The organism is Mesorhizobium sp. M0136, from assembly GCF_040322515.1.
Classification (GTDB): Bacteria; Pseudomonadota; Alphaproteobacteria; order Rhizobiales; family Rhizobiaceae; genus Mesorhizobium.
Map to the genome: position 1 here is coordinate 253,683 of NZ_JAMYTP010000001.1, position 16,721 is coordinate 270,403.

Genomic DNA, 16,721 nt, shown 5'->3' on the forward strand with positions numbered 1-16,721 from the left:
AAAATCCGGCTATTTCAGCGCGGTAACCAGATCGGGGTCGGGAAAGCAGGTAGCGGAACGGCCGTTGCTGGCCTGCCATTTGCCAATCGAGCGGCGCGTCTTGAAGCCAGGCAGGCCGTCGGCGCTGCCGACATCGTAGCCCTTGGCTTCCAGCGCCCGCTGCAGGGCGGCGATGTCGGAGCGGTAGAGCCCGCCGACCGCGCCCCAATTGCCCGAGAAATTGCTGTCGCCATGGGCGATGCGATCGGCGCCATGGCCGATGAACAGGGCATAGAGATCGCTGGTGTTATACTGCTTCAGCACGTAGAAATTGGGGGTCACGATGAAGGCCGGGCCGCTACGCCCGGCCGGCATCAAAAGAAAGCCCTCGGCTTTCAGTTCGCTCGCCGGGAACGGTTTACCCGACACACGCCTGATGCCAATATCAGCCCATTGGGAAATCTTCTTGCCCTGGTCCGGACCTTCGAGCGAGCACGAGACGCTTTCCGGCACCGTCACCTCGAAGCCCCAGCCACGGCTCCTGACCCAGCCATAATGCACGAGATAATTGGCGATCGATGCCAGTATGTCGGGCGTCGAATTCCAGATGTCGGGGCGGCCGTCGCCGTCGAAATCGGCGGCATGCTTGAGGAACGACGTCGGCATGAACTGCGGCTGGCCGAGCGCGCCGGCCCAGGACGATTTCATCGCACCGACCGGGGCAAGCCCGCGCTCGACGATCTCCAGCGCCGCCAAGAGCTCGGTGCGGAAGAATTCCTTCTTGGTCGACATGAACGCCTTGGTGCCCAGCACCTCGAAGGCGTCAAAAGGCAGCTTCGCTGCGCCGAAGCCGCTCTCGCGGCCCCAGATCGCCAGCAGCACTTCGCCAGGCACGCCGTAGCGTTTCTCGATCGCTGCAAGGGTCCTAGCGTTGGCCGCCTCGCGGGTGCGGCCACCGGCGGTCACAGCACGGACGATCCTTTCGGCGAAATAGGCGCCGGGCGAACCGAACTCGGCCTGATGCTGTTTCCGCGGCGTCACCGCCTTCTCGCCCGGCTTTACCAGGTCGGGCAGCTTGAGGTTCGGCTTGACGCCGTCGAAGGCGGCATCGAAGGTTTTTCTGGAGATGCCTTTGGCGCTGGCTTCGGGCCAGAGGTCGTTGCCAAGCCAGGCGCGGAACTGGTCGTCGATCTTTGCCGCGGAGGCGGGGGTGGCGAGGATGAGGGCAAAGAGGACTGCAAGAAGAAACGCGACGGCTATTTTGCGAAAACAGCGATCCGTCCCACCCCCCTCTGTCCTGCAGAGGGGGGTGGGACGGAGTGCCAGCCTTAAAGAATGCTTAGCAACCATCATCCTCCCCGCAACTCGCCTCAAAACACCGTCCGCGAGCGCAGTGCCGCGGCGAGCGTGCCTTCGTCGAGATAGTCGAGTTCGCCGCCGACCGGAACACCGTGCGCCAGGCGCGTCACCTTGATGTCGAAGCCGGAAAGCTGGTCGGTGAGGTAGTGCGCGGTAGTCTGGCCCTCGACCGTAGCGTTGACGGCGAGGATCACTTCCTTGACCTCGCCGCCGGCGACGCGATCGACCAGCGAACGGATGTTGAGCTCATCGGGACCAATGCCGTCGAGCGGCGACAGCGTACCGCCGAGCACATGATAACGCACGTTCATGGCGGTCGCCCGCTCCAGCGCCCAAAGGTCGGCCACGTCCTCGACGACGATGAGCGTGGTGGGGTCGCGGCGCGGGTCGGTGCAGATCATGCATGGATCGGAGGTGTCGACATTGCCGCAGGTCGAGCAGATGCGCACCTTCTCGACCGCCTCGCCCATGGCGGCGGCGAGCGGCGCCAGCAGCTGCTCCTTCTTCTTGATGAGGTGGAGCGCGGCGCGGCGCGCCGAACGCGGGCCGAGCCCCGGCACCTTGGCCAGCAGCTGGATCAGGCGTTCGATCTCGGGACCGGCGATTCGCTTCGACATCGCTCCGGTTTAGGATTTTTCAACGGGTTTTGGAACAGCGCTGAGGCGCGGTGTTCAGCCTGCAAAGAGGCAATCGCCCGGCGTTGCGCCGCCGCCCCTCATTGCCCTGCCGGGCATTTCTCCCGGTACAACGCGCCGACGCCGGCCGCCTCAGTTTTCCTCCAGCGGCCGGGTCTGGCCGGCGATCATCGCGCCGATGGCGTCGGTGTTCTCGGGCGTCGTCTCGAACGACATTGTCGGCTCTGCCGGCGCCGCCTGGAATGATGTGACCAGCCGGGGGTTCACGGTTCTACCGAAACGGGCCGCGTCCGGTTCGTGCATTGGCTCTTGCAACGCCACAAGGATTGGCTTCTCCGGTGCCGCCCTCGCCGCGGTCGCCATTCCTGCAGTCACCCTTGTCTGCCTTGCTGGCTGCGATGCGGCGGCGGTAACATAGGTTGCCTTGGCGAATGTCGGCTTGACCTCGCGAGCCGGCTCCGCCGAAGCGACAAGTATGGCCTGAGCGGCAGGCGCTTGCGGCTTGGCCTGGGCTATGGCGACCACCGTTTCGTCCGGCAACGGCTGCCAGTTGCGGCCGCGCTTTTCGTAAAAGGCATTGCCGCCGGCGACCATGGTGTAGTGCATGTTCTTGTAGGGGAAGCGCAGGCCGGCGGTGTGGAAATACATGGTGTTCTTCAGCTTGGCTTTGCGCTCGCCCTTGAGAACCGCCTCGGCGGCCTCCTCGACGTCGGGCATCGCCTTCGAATTCATCGGCCGTGTCATGACGCCCGGCGCGAACTGGCCGCGCTCGCCAACCACTTCGCAGATGGTGCTGCCGTGCTTGCCGGACCGCAACCGGTTCATCACCACCGTGCCGACCGCAATCATGCCGTCACGGCTCGACCGGTTGGACTCGAAGAACATCGCCCGCTCCAGGCATTCCTTCTCCTTCGGCGTGGAATTGTAGGAGCGCGAGCTCAGGAAACCCGGCGTAATGGCATCGGTCAGGCTGGACATGCCGTGCGAGGCGGTCTGACTGCAAGCGGCCAAAAACAGCGGTGAGATAACGACGCCGAGCCGCAACGGCGCCTTCCATCGGGTAGAGATCAACAGGTGTCCCCTCATTCTGCTGCCAGCCCGCCCCTGGTTGCGGCAAGAATGAGACACTTTCAGGCAAAAAGATGGCTAAAGCGTTATTAAGTTTGGGGCGTTGCCCAATAGACACAGCTGGCGGGCGAAGAGCGTTGGATCGCTGCCCTCTTCGGTCAGGTGCCGGCATGGTTCCAAGGATTCATGCCGTGACCTTGGAGCGCCGCAATCTCCGCAAGAGGGCTTGCCCAAGCCTGGAGAGATTGGTTCAGTCGACGCGGTAACTGTAAACACAGCTCGAGGTGTGCTGAGATTCAGGTCAGGCCGAGCCGAAAATGGCGGCTTCTGGGAACCGGAGCGGAGCGTACGTTTCGTACGTGAGCACCGGAAGCGCAGGAAGCCGCTGTTTGCAGGCCGGCATCACGTGAATATCAACACACCTTAGAACGGCAGCTTCATTCCCGGCGGGATCGGCAGTCCCGCGGTCAGCGCCTTGGTCTTCTCCTGCATGATCTGCTCGACCTTGGTCCTGGCGTCGTTGTGGGCAGCGAGGAGCAGGTCCTCGAGAATCTCGACCTCGTCCTCCTTGAACAGCGCCGGGTCGATCTTCAGCGACTTCATCTCGAATTTGCCGGTCAGCGTCACGCTGACCAGGCCGCCGCCGGCCTGTCCGGTGGCTTCCAGCGTGGCAATCTCATCCTGCATGGCCTGGAACTTGGCCTGCATTTCCTTTGCCTTGCCCATCAGGCCGAGAAGATCTTTCATCGCACGGTCCTTTGCAGTTGGTGCTGGTTGTTCAGGTTTCGTCGTCGTCGGCCGGCGGCTCGACCGGCACTTCGGCCTCTGCCGCATCGGCTTCCGGCGCGTCGGGAATGCGCACGTCGATGATCTTGGCGCCGGGAAAGCGCGCCAGGATGGCGGCGACCGTCGGGTCGCTCTTGGCATCGAGGAAGGCGTTTTCGCGCTTTGTCGATTCCATCTCGGCCAGCGTCTGGCCGCCCTCCTCCTTCGACAGCGACACCAGCCAGCTGCGGCCCGTCCAGGCGCGCAGCTTGGCGGTCAAATCGTTGAGCAGCATCTTCGGCGCATCGTCGGTCAGGCTGACGTCGATACGGCCGGGCTCGATGCGCACCAGGCGCACGCAACGCTTCACCAGCACCTTGAAGGCCATGTCGCGCTGGGCGTCGGCAAGGGCGACAATATCGGCCAGCGATTTCACCGGCACCAGCGGCGCCTCGACCACCGGCTCCGGCGGAGCAACGAAGTTCGTCGGCACGGGCTCGGCCTCGACCAGGCGCATCGTCTGCGCGCCGCCATTGGCCGTCGGCATCCGCGTCTGCGCCACGGCACCGGCACCACCGCTTGCAGGCGCATGGTTTGCGGGGCCGGGGCTTGCCGGCGCGCCATTCACGCGCGGCGCGGCGCCCGGCGGCGAAACGCCGTTCTCCAGCGATTTCAGCGCCTCGTCCAGCGTCGGCAGGTCGGCGGCATGCGCCAGCCGGATCAGCACCATCTCGGCGGCGCTGACCGGGCGGTTGGAGGTCTGCACCTCGGGAATGCCTTTCAAGAGCATCTGCCATGTCCGCGACAGCACCTTGACCGACAGCGTGCTGGCGAAATCGGCGCCGCGCCGGCGCTCGTCCTCGGACAGCGAGGCGTCGTCGATGGCAGCCGGCACGAAACGCAGACGGGTGACCAGATGGTTGAACTCGGCAAGGTCGGTCAGCACCGCGGCAGGATCGGCGCCGGTATCGTACTGGGCACGGAATTCGGCAAGGGCGGCGGCGACGTCGCCCTTCATGACATGCTCGAACAGGTCGACGATGCGGGCGCGGTCGGCAAGGCCGAGCATGGCGCGCACCGCTTCGGCGCTGACCGCGCCGCCGCCATGGGCGATCGCCTGGTCGAGGATCGACTGCGCATCGCGCATCGAGCCTTCGGCCGCGCGGGCGATCATCGCCAGCGCATCCTCTTCGACTTCGATGCCCTCCAGACCGGCTATCCTGGCAAGGTCGGCCTTGATCATTGCCGCATCGATGCGCCTGAGGTCGAAACGCTGGCAGCGCGACAGGACGGTGATCGGCACCTTGCGGATTTCGGTGGTGGCGAAGATGAACTTGACGTGCGGCGGCGGCTCTTCCAGCGTCTTCAGCAGGCCGTTAAAGGCCTGGTTGGAAAGCATGTGCACTTCGTCGATGATGTAGACCTTGTAGCGCGCCGACACCGGGGCGTAGCGCACACGCTCGATGATGTCCCTGATGTCGTCGATGCCGGTATGCGAGGCGGCGTCCATCTCGATGACGTCGACATGCCGGCCTTCCATGATCGCCTGGCAATGCTCGCCGAGCACGGCAAGGTCGACGGAAGGCTGGTCGACCGTCGGTGTTTTGTAGTTCAGGGCCCGGGCGAGTATGCGCGCGGTCGTCGTTTTGCCGACGCCGCGCACGCCGGTCAGCATCCAGGCCTGGGCGATGCGGCCGGTGGCAAAGGCATTGGTCAACGTGCGGACCATCGGCTCCTGGCCGATCAGCTCGGAGAAATTCGACGGTCGGTATTTGCGCGCCAGCACGCGGTAGGCGGCAGGCTTGTCCAATTTCCCGGCCTCGTTTCCGGCTTCGCTCATTCGCCCGTCAAGCTCCAAGGGCTGCCACTGGAGGCGGCCGATTCCTGCGCATAGTTTCGCCCGCACGGCTTGGCGCCGTCAATGTCGGGGCAAAAGGCGAAGAGGCGGGAGGCTGGAACAATGACCCGTTCCGGGCTCGTTAGGGCTGCTTCCTTCCGGACCTGACCCGGTTGGCGAGTGGACCGTCCACCACCAACCTCCCAGCCTCCATATCGGCAATCCGGCGATGAAATGCAAGTGCGGATGATAGGGGCCCTAGCGACGGCGAAAGCTGAAACCAAAAACCCGCCTCGGCGGGCGGGTCATTGGTGCGAATAATCACCATAGCGGGATTAGTAGCACAGCTGCCGGCACAAAGCAAGAACAAAATGTGGCCACGATCAAAATCGTCGACCTCGGCGGGGCAGCGCCAACCTGATGCAATTTGCCCGGGCCTCCACTTCTTCGCGCACAATCAGCGCCGCGACGGCCAATGTTGCTTGCTGCCCCTTGCGGCCCTTCGGAAGCCGCTCTAGCGTCGATAGAGTTCAAAAAACGTCCAAAAGTGAGGGAAACGCCGATGCTGCCGGGCCTCAAGGCCGGATTCACGCTTGACGCCCAGCTGGAAGCCGACAGCGAACAGCTGATGTGGCTCGGCCTGTGCGAATTGCGCGTCATGAACGACCGCCGCTGGCCATGGCTGCTGCTGGTCCCGCAGCGGCCGGGCATCGAGGAAATCCACGATATGACGCCGCTCGACCAGGCGATGCTGACCTTCGAGACCAATATGGTGGCGCTGGCGCTGAAGCGGGTGACCGGCTGCACCAAGATCAATACCGGCGCACTCGGCAACATCGTGCGCCAGTTGCACGTACACGTCGTTGCGCGCTCGGAAGGCGATCCCGGCTGGCCTGGCCCGGTGTGGGGGCACGGCCTGCGCGAGCCCTATCAGCGCTCCGACCTCCGCAAGTTTGCGGAAAAGATCAAGGCAGCGCTATAAGCCCCCCGTGTCCATCTTGAACCTTCCCGAGTCTGCATGAGCTTTCGCCTGTTTGACGCGCCCTTGCGCGAGCCGAGCCAGTTCGTCGGCTTCGCCGGCAACATTATCGACCGGCAGTCCGAAAACCGCGCCGACGATTCCGTCGAAAAGGCGCTCGCCGATCCTTCGGCGCGGCTTTTGCTGATGCGTGGCGGCCGGCTCTATCTGAAGCTTGCGCAAGGCGCATTCGACCCCTGGTTCGGCGTGGCCGAATGCCGGCCGCTCGAAGCATCGCTCGAAAACGGCGTGCTGCTCGGTTTTTCCGAAAGCGGCCCGGTGCTGGCGGTGCCGGCCGGAGTCGAGCCCGAGCAGCTTCCCGAGACGATCAAGGCCATCGACTATCGCTCGGTCTATATGCAGGGGCTGATCGACGAAGCGGCCGCCGGCGCGCTGGCGCAAGGGGCGGCGCTGCTTGCCTGGCATGCCAGCCATCGCTTCTGCAGCAAGTGCGGCACCGAAGCTGAGATGCGGGCGGGCGGTTACAAGCGGCATTGCCCGGCCTGCGGCACGGAGCACTTTCCGCGCACCGACCCGGTGGCGATCATGCTGACGGCGACGCGCGAAAAATGCCTGCTCGGCCGCGGCCGGCATTTCGGGTCCGGCATGTATTCGGCGCTCGCCGGTTTCATCGAACCGGGCGAGACGATCGAGGCGGCGGTGCGCCGCGAAACGCTGGAGGAAGCCGGCATCCGGCTAGGCCGCGTCGTCTACCACGCCAGCCAGCCCTGGCCGTTTCCCTATTCGCTGATGATCGGCTGCTTCGGCGAACCGCTCAACGACGATATCCACCCCGACCTCAACGAGCTGGAAGATTGCCGCTGGTTCTTTCGCGACGAGGTGCTCTCGATGCTGGCCCGCGAGCATCCGGGCGGCCTGGTGACACCGCCGAAGGGGGCGATCGCCTATAATCTCATCCGCGCCTGGGCCGACAGCGCGTGATACGAAGACATCGCAGGAGCAAAAAATGATCCGTCACACCGTCGTGTTCACGCTAAAGCACCCGCCGCATTCGCTTGAGGAAAAAAGGTTCCTCGCCGACGCCAAGACGATCCTCACGGCGATAAAGGGCGTCACGCATTTCGAGCAGTTGCGGCAGGTCAGCCCCAAGAACGACTATCGCTTCGGCTTCTCGATGGAGTTCGCCGATCAGCGGGCTTACTCCGGCTACAACGACCATCCCGACCACGTCGCCTTCGTCCGCGACCGCTGGATCCCGGAGGTCGAGGCGTTTATGGAGATCGACTACGTGCCGCTCGGCTGGGGCTGAGACTGGAAAGCGACGCTCTAAAAAATCAATACCCCGCGTCGCGATCCACCACATTTTCCAGCGCTTCGCCGCGCTCGAAGGCGTCCATCTGACGCAGCATGATCGGCGCCAGGTGGACCGGATCGGAAGTTGCCGCCGCATGCGGCGTCACGAACACTTTCGGGTGGCTCCATAGCGGGCTGGTCTTCGGCAGCGGCTCGACCTCGAACACGTCGAGGCTGGCTTCCTTCAGCGTGCCGTCATCCAGCGCGCGCAGAATGTCGGCGTCCTTCTGCAGCCTGCCGCGCCCGGCATTGATCAGCACCGAGCCGCCGAGGCCATTGCGCTTGCGCAGCTCCTTCAGCACGCCGTGGTTGATGATGCCGTGCGTCTGTGGCGTCAGCGGCAACAGCACCACCAGGATATCGGTGGCGTTGAGGAACGGGATCAGGCCGGCCTCGCCCGCGTAAGTCGAGACACCTTCCATCGGCCGGTCGCTGCGTGACCAGCCATTAACGGGAAAGCCGAGCGACAACAGCACCGACGCCGCCGCGCGGCCAAGCGTGCCGAGCCCCATGATGCCGACGGAGATGTCGCCGGCCGGCCGCTGCTGCGGTTCGTGCCAGATCTTCTTCTGCTGCTGGACGCGGTAGAGCATGCCCTGGCGATGGTGGTCGAGCACCCGCCAGACGACGTATTCGGTCATGTACTGGGTAAGGTTGTCGGCCACCACCTTGACGACCGGTACGTCGGGCAAGGTGGGATCGGCGAAAATGTGGTCGACGCCGGCGCCGATCGAGAAGATAGCCCGCAGATTGGGCAGCGACGACAACAGGTTCGGCCGCTGTTTCCACACCACCGCATAGGTGATCGAGGGGTCGCCGGCGCCATTCGGCTCGAGCACCACTTCGCGCTCCGCCGACAGCAGTTCGCGCCAGCGCAGCGGATGAATACCGGTGAGGGCAAGCAGGATGCGGCCTTTTTCCATTGCGGATTGTTTTTCCCTTTTACCAACAGCGTTCGCGTCCGGACTCGCAAGGGCGCGGCAGCGTTTTGATTTTGTGCATGATCTCTGGCGAAAATCTACTCGCTGACGATACCGACCGGCGCCGTTTCGATCTTGAAGGCGGCCGAGATCAACGCCTTTGTATAGTCGGTCCGCGGGTTGCCGAAAATCTGTTCGGAAGGACCGGCCTCGACGATCCTGCCGTTGCGCATGACGATGACTTCGTTGGCGAGCGCGCGGATGACCCTCAGATCGTGGCTGATGAAGAGGTAGGCGAGGTCGTGCTTGGCCTGCAGGCTGCGCAAGAGGTCGACGACCTGCGCCTGCACGCTCATGTCGAGTGCCGAGGTCGGCTCGTCCAGCATGACGAAACGCGGGTTGAGCACCATGGCGCGCGCGATGGCGACGCGCTGGCGCTGGCCGCCGGAGAATTCGTGCGGATAGCGATTGCGCGTCGCCGGATCGAGGCCGACTTCCTTCAGCACGTCGACGACACGCTCGTCGCGCGCATCAGGAGACAGTTTCGGCTCGTGGATCTTCAACCCTTCCTCGATGATCTCGGCGACCGACATGCGCGGACTGAGCGAACCGAACGGATCCTGGAAGACGATCTGCAACTCGCGCCGCAACGGCCGCATTTCGCTGAAGGACAGCTGATCGATGCCGCGTCCGTTGAACTGGATGGTCCCCGTCGACGAGATCATCCTGGCCAGCGCCAGGCCGAGTGTCGTCTTGCCTGAGCCGGATTCGCCGACGACGCCAAGCGTCTGACCGGCCCGCACGGTGACGTCGATGCCATCGACCGCCTTCACATTGTCGACGGTGCGCCGGAAGAAGCCCTTCTTGATCGGAAACCAGACCTTGACGTCCTTGCCGACCATCACCGGCTTGGCGGCCTGGTTGGCCGCCGGCGGCTTGCCTTTCGGCTCGGCGGCAAGCAGATGCCGCGTGTAGGCGTGCTGCGGATTGGCGAATATCTCCTTGGTCGGGCCGGTCTCGACGATCTTGCCCTTGGTCATCACGCAGACCCGGTCGGCGATCTTCCTGACGATGCCGAGATCGTGGGTGATGAACAGCATCGACATGTTCTTGCGGCTTTTCAGGCCGGCCAGCAATTCGAGGATCTGCGCCTGGACGGTGACGTCGAGCGCCGTCGTCGGTTCGTCGGCGATCAACAGTTCAGGCTCGTTGGCGAGCGCCATGGCGATCATGACGCGCTGACGCTGGCCGCCGGAAAGCTGGTGCGGATAGGCGTCGAGCCGTTTTTCCGGTTCGCGGATGCCGACCTCGTGCAGAAGTTCCAGCGTGCGCGCCTTGGCGTTGCGATCGCCCAGGCCCTGGTGCAGCTTCAGCACTTCGACGATCTGCTGCTCGATCGTGTGCAGCGGGTTGAGCGAGGTCATCGGCTCCTGGAAGATCATGGTGATCTTGTTGCCGCGCACGCGGCGCAAGTCTCTCTCGTCCGCGGCAAGCAGGTCGGCGCCGAGGAACAGGATCTTTCCCGACGGGTGGCTGGCGGTCGGATAGGGCAGCAGCTTCAGCACCGACAGCGCGGTGACCGACTTGCCGGAGCCGGATTCGCCGACCAGCGCCACCGTCTCGCCCCTGGCGAGGTCGAAGGAGATATGGTCGACGGCGATCGACTGGCTGCCGCCTTGCGTGAAGGCGACGCTGAGATCCTGGACCGAGAGGAGAGGGGCCCTCATCTGAACGTCTTGCGCGGATCGAAGGCGTCGCGGGTGGCCTCGCCGACGAAGACCAGCAGCGACAGCATCAGCGAGATGACGACGAAGCCGGAAATGCCGAGCCAGGGGGCGTTGAGGTTGCGCTGCGCCTGCTTCAACAGTTCGCCCAGCGAGGCGGAGCCGGGCGGCAGGCCGAAGCCGAGATAGTCGAGCGAGGTCAGCGTCGAGATCGAGCCGCTGAGCAGGAAGGGCAGAAAGGTCAGCGTCGCCACCATGGCATTGGGCAGCAGATGCCGGAACATGATGGTGATGTTGGGAACGCCGAGCGCGCGCGCCGCATTGACATATTCGAAATTGCGGGCGCGCAGGAACTCGGCCCGCACCACGCCGACCAGCGCCACCCAGGAGAACAGCAGCATCAATCCGAGCAGGATGAAGAAGCCGGGCGGCAGGATGGCGGCGACGATCAAGAGCAGATACAGCACCGGGATCGCCGACCAGATCTCGATAAAGCGCTGGAACAGAAGGTCGGTCCAGCCGCCGAAATAGCCCTGCAAGGCGCCGGCCGCCACGCCGATCAGCGCCGAGCCGGCGGTCAGGATCAGACCGAACAGCACCGATATCCTGAAGCCGTAGATGACGCGCGCCAGCACGTCGCGGGCCTGGTCGTCGGTGCCCAGCCAGTTCCAGTTGCCGACGTTGCAATTGGGGTCCGCTTCGCCTTTCGGATACTGGTTGCAGCGCGTCTTCTTGTCGTAGAGCCAGGACGGCTTTGTCGGTGCTGCTTCGGGAATGGCGTTGTTGACGGTCTGGTAGGAGTAGCGCACCGGCGGCCAGACCATCCAGCCATTGGCATTGATCTCGTCCTGGATGACCGGGTCGCGGTAGTCGGTGACCGCATAGAAGCCGCCGAACTTCTCCTCGGGATAGGCGACCAGGACCGGAAACAGGATCTCGCCCTTGTAGGAGGCGATGATCGGCTTGTCGTTGGCAATCAGTTCGGAAACCAGCGACAGCACGAACAGGAACAGGAAAATCCACAACGACCAGTAGCCGCGCCGGTTGGACTTGAAGTTCTGCAGGCGCCGCTGGTTGAGCGGCGACAGAAAGGGCCGCGCGATCCGAGGCGGCGCCGTTTCGGCTGTCGCCTGCGCCATCAGACGTCTCTCCGCTCGAAGTCGATGCGCGGATCGACCCAGGTATAGATCAGGTCGGACAGCAGCCCGACGAACAGGCCAAGCAGCGAGAAGATGTAGAGATTGGCGAAGACCACCGGATAGTCGCGCTGCACCACCGAGTTGAAACCAAGCAGGCCGAGGCCGTCGAGCGAAAAGATGTTCTCGATCAGCAGCGACCCGGTGAAGAATGCCGAGATGAAGGCACCTGGGAAACCGGCGATGACGATCAGCATGGCGTTGCGGAAGACGTGGCCATAAAGCACCTGCCGCTCCGACAGGCCCTTGGCGCGGGCTGTGACCACATATTGCTTGCGGATTTCCTCGAGGAAGGAATTCTTGGTCAACAGCGTCGTCGTGGCGAAGGCCGACAGCACCAGCGCCGTCAGCGGCAGGGTCATATGCCAGAAATAGTCGACGATCCGCTGCGGCCAGGACAGTTGGTCCCAATTGTCGGAGGTGAGGCCGCGCAGCGGAAACCAGTCCCAGAACGAGCCGCCGGCAAACAGCACCATCAGCAATATGCCGAACAGGAAGCCCGGAATGGCGTAACCGACAATGACGACGCCGCTGGTCCAGACGTCGAAGGTGGAGCCGTCCTTGACCGCCTTGCGGATGCCGAGCGGGATCGAGATCAGATAGGACAAGAGTGTGATCCACAGTCCGATCGAGATCGACACCGGCATCTTTTCCAGGATCAGGTCGAGCACCGAGATGTCGCGGAAATAGCTGTCGCCGAAATCGAAGCGGAGATAGTTCCACAGCATCATGCCGAAGCGCTCGAGCGGCGGCTTGTCGAAACCGAACTGCTTCTCCAGCTTCTTGATGAATTCCGGGTCGAGCCCTTGCGCGCCGCGGTATTTCGAGCCGACGTCGCCGGCGACATCGAAATTGGCGCCGCCGGCATCACCCCCGCCGCCGCCGAGGCGATCGCTGCCGCCCTGGTTGGTCAGCCTGGCGATGACCTGCTCGACCGGCCCGCCCGGCGCGAACTGGATGACGGCGAAGGATACCGCCATGATGCCGAACAGGGTCGGGATCATCAACAGGATGCGGCGCAGTATATAGGCGCCCATCAGGTTCCCTGCCTCGCTTGTGCAAAAATCTCAGCCTTTGCCAATCTTTGCCGCCTTGTCTTTGTCGAACCACCATGACGTCTCGACCGGAAAGTCGTAATCCGGCTTTTGAGCGGGAAAGCCGAACATGTCCCAGAAGGCTGCTCGGTGATTCGCCAGATGATATGTTGGAATCCAGTCTAGCCGCGCGCGCAAGACCCGATCGAGCGCGTTGAGCGCGGTGACGAGTTCGATCCGGCTCTGCGCCTTGCCGGCTGCCTCGATCAGCGCGTCGATGGCTTTGCTTTCCGTACCCGGATAGTTGCGCATCCCCGGCGTTTTCGCCATTCGGGAAGCATAGAGAATCTCCAAACCGTCGGCGGTGGGCGTCGCTCCGATCGACCATGCGAGCATGTTGAAGTCGAAGTCGAAATTGCTCTGCCGCGCTTCAAATTGCGTCGAGTCGACCTGCCGGATCGAAGCGTCGATGCCGATCGCCTTCATATTCTCGGACCACGGCGCGAAAATACGAACGAGACCCTCGTCCTCGGCAAGCATTTCCACGCGCAGGCGCTCGCCTTTGTCGTTGAGGACGAAATTGCCCGCTCGCTTCCAGCCGCCTTCGGCAAGCAGCCTCGAAGCCTCGCGCAGCAGCTTACGGTCGTGCCCGGAACCGTCGGAGACGGGTTGCATCACCGGTTCGCCGAAGGTCTCCGGCGGCAACTCGGCTCGAAACGGCTCCAGCAGGGCCAACTCCTTGGGTGAGGGCAGGCCCTTGGCCTTGTAATCCGATCGCTCGAAGTTCGATTGCGAACGCTCGTAGGAGTCGAAAAACAGAACCCGCCTGGTCCATTCGAAGTCGAAGCAATAGGCGATCGCCCGTCTCACGCGAATGTCGCGGAACTGCGGACGGCGCTGGTTCAGCGCGACAGCCTGCATGGATGGCGTTTTCTCGCCGGGAAATTCGCGTTTGACGATCCTGCCATCCGTCAGCGCCGGAAAGTCGTAGCCGGTCGCCCATACCCGCGAGGTGAACTCCTCGCGAAAATGCGTGTCACCTTTCTTGAACGCTTCAAACGCCGCCTGGCGATCAAGGTAGAAATCGATACGGATGCGGTCGAAATTATAACTGCCGCGGTTCACGGCCAGGTCGCGGCCCCAATAGTCGGCGACGCGTTCATATTCGACGGTCTGCCCGGCCACAACCCGTCCCACCCTGTACGGTCCGGAGCTGAGCGGTGGGATCAACGTCGAGGCGTCGAAATCATTGGCGGTGTAGAAAGCTTTCGACACGATCGGCATTACGACGATCGCGAGGATATTCTGCGCGGACTGTTGGCCGTTGAAGGTAAGGTTGACTGTAAGCGGATCGATTGCGACCGCTTCCGTCATGTGCCGCAGCGCTTGGGAAAGGTTCGGATGTCCCCGGTCTTTGTAGAGGTTCAAGGCGAAGGCAATGTCGTCGGCGGTCAGCGGCGACCCGTCATGGAAGCGCGCTTGTGGCCGCAGGCTGAAGCGGTAGCCATTGCGATCCTGCGACAAGGTAACGGATTCGGCAAGCAGGCCGTAGACCGCATCCGGTTCGTCGACTGCCCTTGCCATCAGCGAATCGAAGCAGAGCTCGGTGCGCGGCGGCGAATCCCCCTTCAACACCAGTGAGTTCAGTGTGTTGAAAGTCAGGAAGCTCTGATTGAGAGTGGAGTTCGGCGGGGCGAAATTCATCCGGCCGCCCTTGGGAGCGTCCGGATTGACATAGTCGAAATGCGTGAAATCCGGCCCGTATTTGAGATCGCCGAAGGCCGACAACCCGTGCAGTTTCACGCCGGTTGGAATGGCCGCGAAAGCCCGGCCGGGCAGCAGCGCTGCGGCCGCGGCGGCACCGCCCAGGGCGAGGAAGTCGCGACGGGGCAGCGCCGCCATCAATTGCCGCTCTTGTATTTGGCCGCCAGCGCCTTTTCCTTGGCCGGGTCGATCCACCAGGAATTCTGGTCGACGCCGCTATAGGCGGGCTGCTTTTCCGGCATACCGAACTTGTTCCAGTAGGCGAGCCAGACCACGGCGCGGTAATATTGCGGCACGACGTAGAAATTCCACAACAGCACCCGGTCGAGCGCATGGGTGGCGGCAACGAGATCGTCGCGGTCGGTGGCATAAATGATCCGATCGACCAGCGCATCGACGACCGGATTCTTGATGCCGGCGTAATTGCGCGATCCCGGCGAATCGGCGGCCTTGGAGCTCCAGAAGTCGCGCTGTTCGTTGCCGGGAGAGTCCGACTGGCCGAGTTGCCATATGATGACGTCGTAATCGAAATGCTTGACGCGGTTGATATACTGGGTCTGGTCGATCAGGCGCAGCGTCGCGTCGACGCCGATCTTGCGCAGATTGGCGATATATGGGCTGGCGATGACCTGGTCGGTGTCGTTCCAACCGAGGATCTCGAATTTGAACGGTTCGCCGGTCTTGGCGTTGACCATCTTGCCGCCCTTGATCACCCAGCCGGCCTTGGCGAACAGATCGACCGCGGTCTTCAGGTATTTGCGCTCCGCCTGCGGCGTGTCGTAGACCGGCAGCTTGAATTCCTGGGTGAAGACTTCGGGCGGCAGCTTGTCGCGGTACTGCTCCAGGATCTCCAGTTCCTTGCCTTGCGGCAGGCCGCTCGACGCCAGTTCCGTGCCCTGGAAATAGCTGCTGGTGCGGGTGTTGGAACCAAAGAACAGGGTCCGGTTCATCGTCTCGAAGTCGAACGGGTACATCAGCGCGGCGCGCACCAGGCGATCTTGGAACAGCGGGCGCCTGGTGTTGAGCATGAAGGCCTGCATCGGTTCGGGCGACGCGGTCTTGAATTCCTTCTTGATGACGTCGCCGGCCTTGACTGCCGGAAAATCATAGAATGTGTTCCAGCGCCTCGAACTGTTCTCCGGCTTGATGTCGTCCAAGCCGCCCTTGGTAAAGGCCTGCCAGGCGGCGTTGTCGTCCAGAAAATAGCTGAAACGCTGCCTGTCGAAATTCTCGCGGCCGATTTTTACGGGCAGCTTGGCCGCCCAGTAATCGGGTACGCGCTGCCAGATGATTTCGGACCCCGGCTTGAAGCTGGCGATCTTGTAGGCGGCCGATCCCAGCGGCGGCTCCAATGTCGATTTGGTGACGTCGCGTTTCTTGCCACTGGCGTCCGTGCCTTCCCACCAGTGCTTGGGCAACACGACGAGGTCGCCGATGATCTTCGGTAGCTCCCGGTTGCCTTTCTGACTGAAGTGGAACTCGACCTCGCGGTCGGAGATGGCGACGGCGTCGGTGACGTTTTCGAAATAGCGGCTGTACATCGGGCTGTTGGCCTTCAGTACCTGGAACGACCAGATCACGTCGTCCGTGGTGATCGGCTGGCCGTCATGCCATTTGGCCCGCGGGTCGAGCCGGTAGGTCGCCGAGGAATAGTCGGCCGGATATTTATAGGCGTCGGCGATCAGCGGATGGCTGGTGCTGCCCTCGTCGGTCGCCTGCTCCATCAGCGTGTCGTAGAGCAGGCCGCCGCCGAACTGTGCAAAGCCGGCGGCCGGCGAACCCTGCACGATGTAGGGATTGAAGCTGTCGAACGTGCCCAGCACAACCGAATTCAGCGTGCCGCCCTTCGGTGCATCCGGATTGACGTAATCGTAGTGCTGGAAATTGTCGCCATATTTGGATTCGCCGATCAGCGACGAGGTCGTGCGCCATTGGTCCGCGAAGGCCACCTGCAGGCCGCTGGCAAAAGCAGCCAGCATCAGCACTGATTTCAGAAGCGTCCGCGCTCGGCCAACCGTCATGCGTTCTCCTCTTCGCGATATAGCGCCGTCACCATAGCGTCTGGGCCCAATCTAGATCATTTGGCGGCGCTGAAAACCGCAACCGAG

Annotated in this window: 14 protein-coding genes and 1 other RNA gene; 3 read left to right on the plus strand and 12 right to left on the minus strand. The window is 63.1% G+C overall.

Annotation, left to right across the window (positions count from 1 at the left end; all coding sequences use genetic code 11):
- Window positions 1-9 precede the first annotated feature (9 nt).
- The 6 genes from NKJ35_RS01230 to ffs form a co-directional block, all read right to left on the minus strand.
- Window positions 10-1,329 carry a lytic murein transglycosylase gene (locus NKJ35_RS01230; RefSeq protein ID WP_352644436.1) on the minus strand — a complete coding sequence of 440 codons (1,320 nt, stop codon included), beginning with the start codon at window positions 1,327-1,329 and terminating at the stop codon, window positions 10-12.
- Between the two features lie 20 nt (window positions 1,330-1,349).
- Window positions 1,350-1,955 (minus strand): recombination mediator RecR, encoded by a 606-nt coding sequence (gene recR, locus NKJ35_RS01235; protein WP_352506123.1) that lies wholly within the window; start codon window positions 1,953-1,955, stop codon window positions 1,350-1,352.
- 150 nt (window positions 1,956-2,105) lie between these two features.
- On the minus strand, window positions 2,106-3,044 hold the full coding sequence (locus NKJ35_RS01240) for a cell wall hydrolase (RefSeq protein ID WP_352506122.1): 939 nt from the start codon (window positions 3,042-3,044) through the stop codon (window positions 2,106-2,108).
- Between the two features lie 420 nt (window positions 3,045-3,464).
- Window positions 3,465-3,788, minus strand: coding sequence for a YbaB/EbfC family nucleoid-associated protein (locus NKJ35_RS01245; protein WP_254816197.1), 324 nt, complete (start codon window positions 3,786-3,788; stop codon window positions 3,465-3,467).
- Window positions 3,789-3,819: 31 nt separating this feature from the next.
- A complete protein-coding gene (locus NKJ35_RS01250; protein ID WP_352644438.1) occupies window positions 3,820-5,646 on the minus strand; it encodes a DNA polymerase III subunit gamma/tau in 1,827 nt (608 codons plus the stop codon).
- A gap of 104 nt (window positions 5,647-5,750) precedes the next feature.
- An RNA gene (ffs, locus tag NKJ35_RS01255) (signal recognition particle sRNA small type) lies at window positions 5,751-5,847 on the minus strand.
- 358 nt (window positions 5,848-6,205) lie between these two features.
- Here ffs and NKJ35_RS01260 point away from each other — a divergent pair.
- From NKJ35_RS01260 to NKJ35_RS01270, 3 genes are read left to right on the plus strand one after another with little or no spacing between them, the layout of a single operon-like run.
- Window positions 6,206-6,625, plus strand: a complete 420-nt coding sequence (locus NKJ35_RS01260; protein ID WP_352448577.1) for an HIT family protein — start codon at window positions 6,206-6,208, stop codon at window positions 6,623-6,625.
- 36 nt (window positions 6,626-6,661) lie between these two features.
- A complete protein-coding gene (nudC, locus tag NKJ35_RS01265; protein WP_352644439.1) occupies window positions 6,662-7,603 on the plus strand; it encodes an NAD(+) diphosphatase in 942 nt (313 codons plus the stop codon).
- Between the two features lie 25 nt (window positions 7,604-7,628).
- Complete coding sequence (locus NKJ35_RS01270; protein WP_254816201.1) at window positions 7,629-7,931, plus strand: Dabb family protein; 303 nt, start codon at window positions 7,629-7,631, stop codon at window positions 7,929-7,931.
- Window positions 7,932-7,956: 25 nt separating this feature from the next.
- Here NKJ35_RS01270 and NKJ35_RS01275 read toward each other — a convergent pair whose 3' ends face one another.
- From NKJ35_RS01275 to NKJ35_RS01300, 6 genes are all read right to left on the minus strand, one after another.
- A complete protein-coding gene (locus NKJ35_RS01275) occupies window positions 7,957-8,898 on the minus strand; it encodes a 2-hydroxyacid dehydrogenase (protein ID WP_352644440.1) in 942 nt (313 codons plus the stop codon).
- 95 nt (window positions 8,899-8,993) lie between these two features.
- The gene (locus NKJ35_RS01280) at window positions 8,994-10,622 is read right to left on the minus strand and encodes an ABC transporter ATP-binding protein (RefSeq protein WP_352644441.1); all 1,629 of its coding nucleotides are present in this window, start codon (window positions 10,620-10,622) and stop codon (window positions 8,994-8,996) included.
- Complete coding sequence (locus tag NKJ35_RS01285) at window positions 10,619-11,758, minus strand: ABC transporter permease (protein ID WP_254816204.1); 1,140 nt, start codon at window positions 11,756-11,758, stop codon at window positions 10,619-10,621. Before NKJ35_RS01285 ends, NKJ35_RS01280 begins: the two co-directional genes overlap by 4 nt.
- A complete protein-coding gene (locus NKJ35_RS01290; RefSeq protein ID WP_254816205.1) occupies window positions 11,758-12,852 on the minus strand; it encodes a microcin C ABC transporter permease YejB in 1,095 nt (364 codons plus the stop codon). The genes NKJ35_RS01285 and NKJ35_RS01290 overlap by 1 nt, the downstream gene beginning before the upstream one ends.
- Before the next feature lie 30 nt (window positions 12,853-12,882).
- The gene (locus NKJ35_RS01295) at window positions 12,883-14,751 is read right to left on the minus strand and encodes an extracellular solute-binding protein (RefSeq protein WP_352644442.1); all 1,869 of its coding nucleotides are present in this window, start codon (window positions 14,749-14,751) and stop codon (window positions 12,883-12,885) included.
- On the minus strand, window positions 14,751-16,634 hold the full coding sequence (locus tag NKJ35_RS01300) for an extracellular solute-binding protein (protein WP_352644443.1): 1,884 nt from the start codon (window positions 16,632-16,634) through the stop codon (window positions 14,751-14,753). The genes NKJ35_RS01295 and NKJ35_RS01300 overlap by 1 nt, the downstream gene beginning before the upstream one ends.
- Window positions 16,635-16,721: the final 87 nt, after the last annotated feature.

Excerpts from the sequence above, each read along its gene's own strand:
- NKJ35_RS01230 (WP_352644436.1), bottom strand. The coding sequence starts at position 1,329 with ATGGTTGCTAAGCATTCTTTAAGGCTGGCACTCCGTCCCACCCCCCTC.
- recR (WP_352506123.1), bottom strand. The coding sequence starts at position 1,955 with ATGTCGAAGCGAATCGCCGGTCCCGAGATCGAACGCCTGATCCAGCTG.
- NKJ35_RS01245 (WP_254816197.1), bottom strand. The coding sequence starts at position 3,788 with ATGAAAGATCTTCTCGGCCTGATGGGCAAGGCAAAGGAAATGCAGGCC.
- NKJ35_RS01250 (WP_352644438.1), bottom strand. The coding sequence starts at position 5,646 with ATGAGCGAAGCCGGAAACGAGGCCGGGAAATTGGACAAGCCTGCCGCC.
- NKJ35_RS01260 (WP_352448577.1), top strand. The coding sequence starts at position 6,206 with ATGCTGCCGGGCCTCAAGGCCGGATTCACGCTTGACGCCCAGCTGGAA.
- nudC (WP_352644439.1), top strand. The coding sequence starts at position 6,662 with ATGAGCTTTCGCCTGTTTGACGCGCCCTTGCGCGAGCCGAGCCAGTTC.
- NKJ35_RS01270 (WP_254816201.1), top strand. The coding sequence starts at position 7,629 with ATGATCCGTCACACCGTCGTGTTCACGCTAAAGCACCCGCCGCATTCG.
- NKJ35_RS01275 (WP_352644440.1), bottom strand. The coding sequence starts at position 8,898 with ATGGAAAAAGGCCGCATCCTGCTTGCCCTCACCGGTATTCATCCGCTG.
- NKJ35_RS01280 (WP_352644441.1), bottom strand. The coding sequence starts at position 10,622 with ATGAGGGCCCCTCTCCTCTCGGTCCAGGATCTCAGCGTCGCCTTCACG.
- NKJ35_RS01285 (WP_254816204.1), bottom strand. The coding sequence starts at position 11,758 with ATGGCGCAGGCGACAGCCGAAACGGCGCCGCCTCGGATCGCGCGGCCC.
- NKJ35_RS01290 (WP_254816205.1), bottom strand. The coding sequence starts at position 12,852 with ATGGGCGCCTATATACTGCGCCGCATCCTGTTGATGATCCCGACCCTG.
- NKJ35_RS01295 (WP_352644442.1), bottom strand. The coding sequence starts at position 14,751 with ATGGCGGCGCTGCCCCGTCGCGACTTCCTCGCCCTGGGCGGTGCCGCC.
- NKJ35_RS01300 (WP_352644443.1), bottom strand. The coding sequence starts at position 16,634 with ATGACGGTTGGCCGAGCGCGGACGCTTCTGAAATCAGTGCTGATGCTG.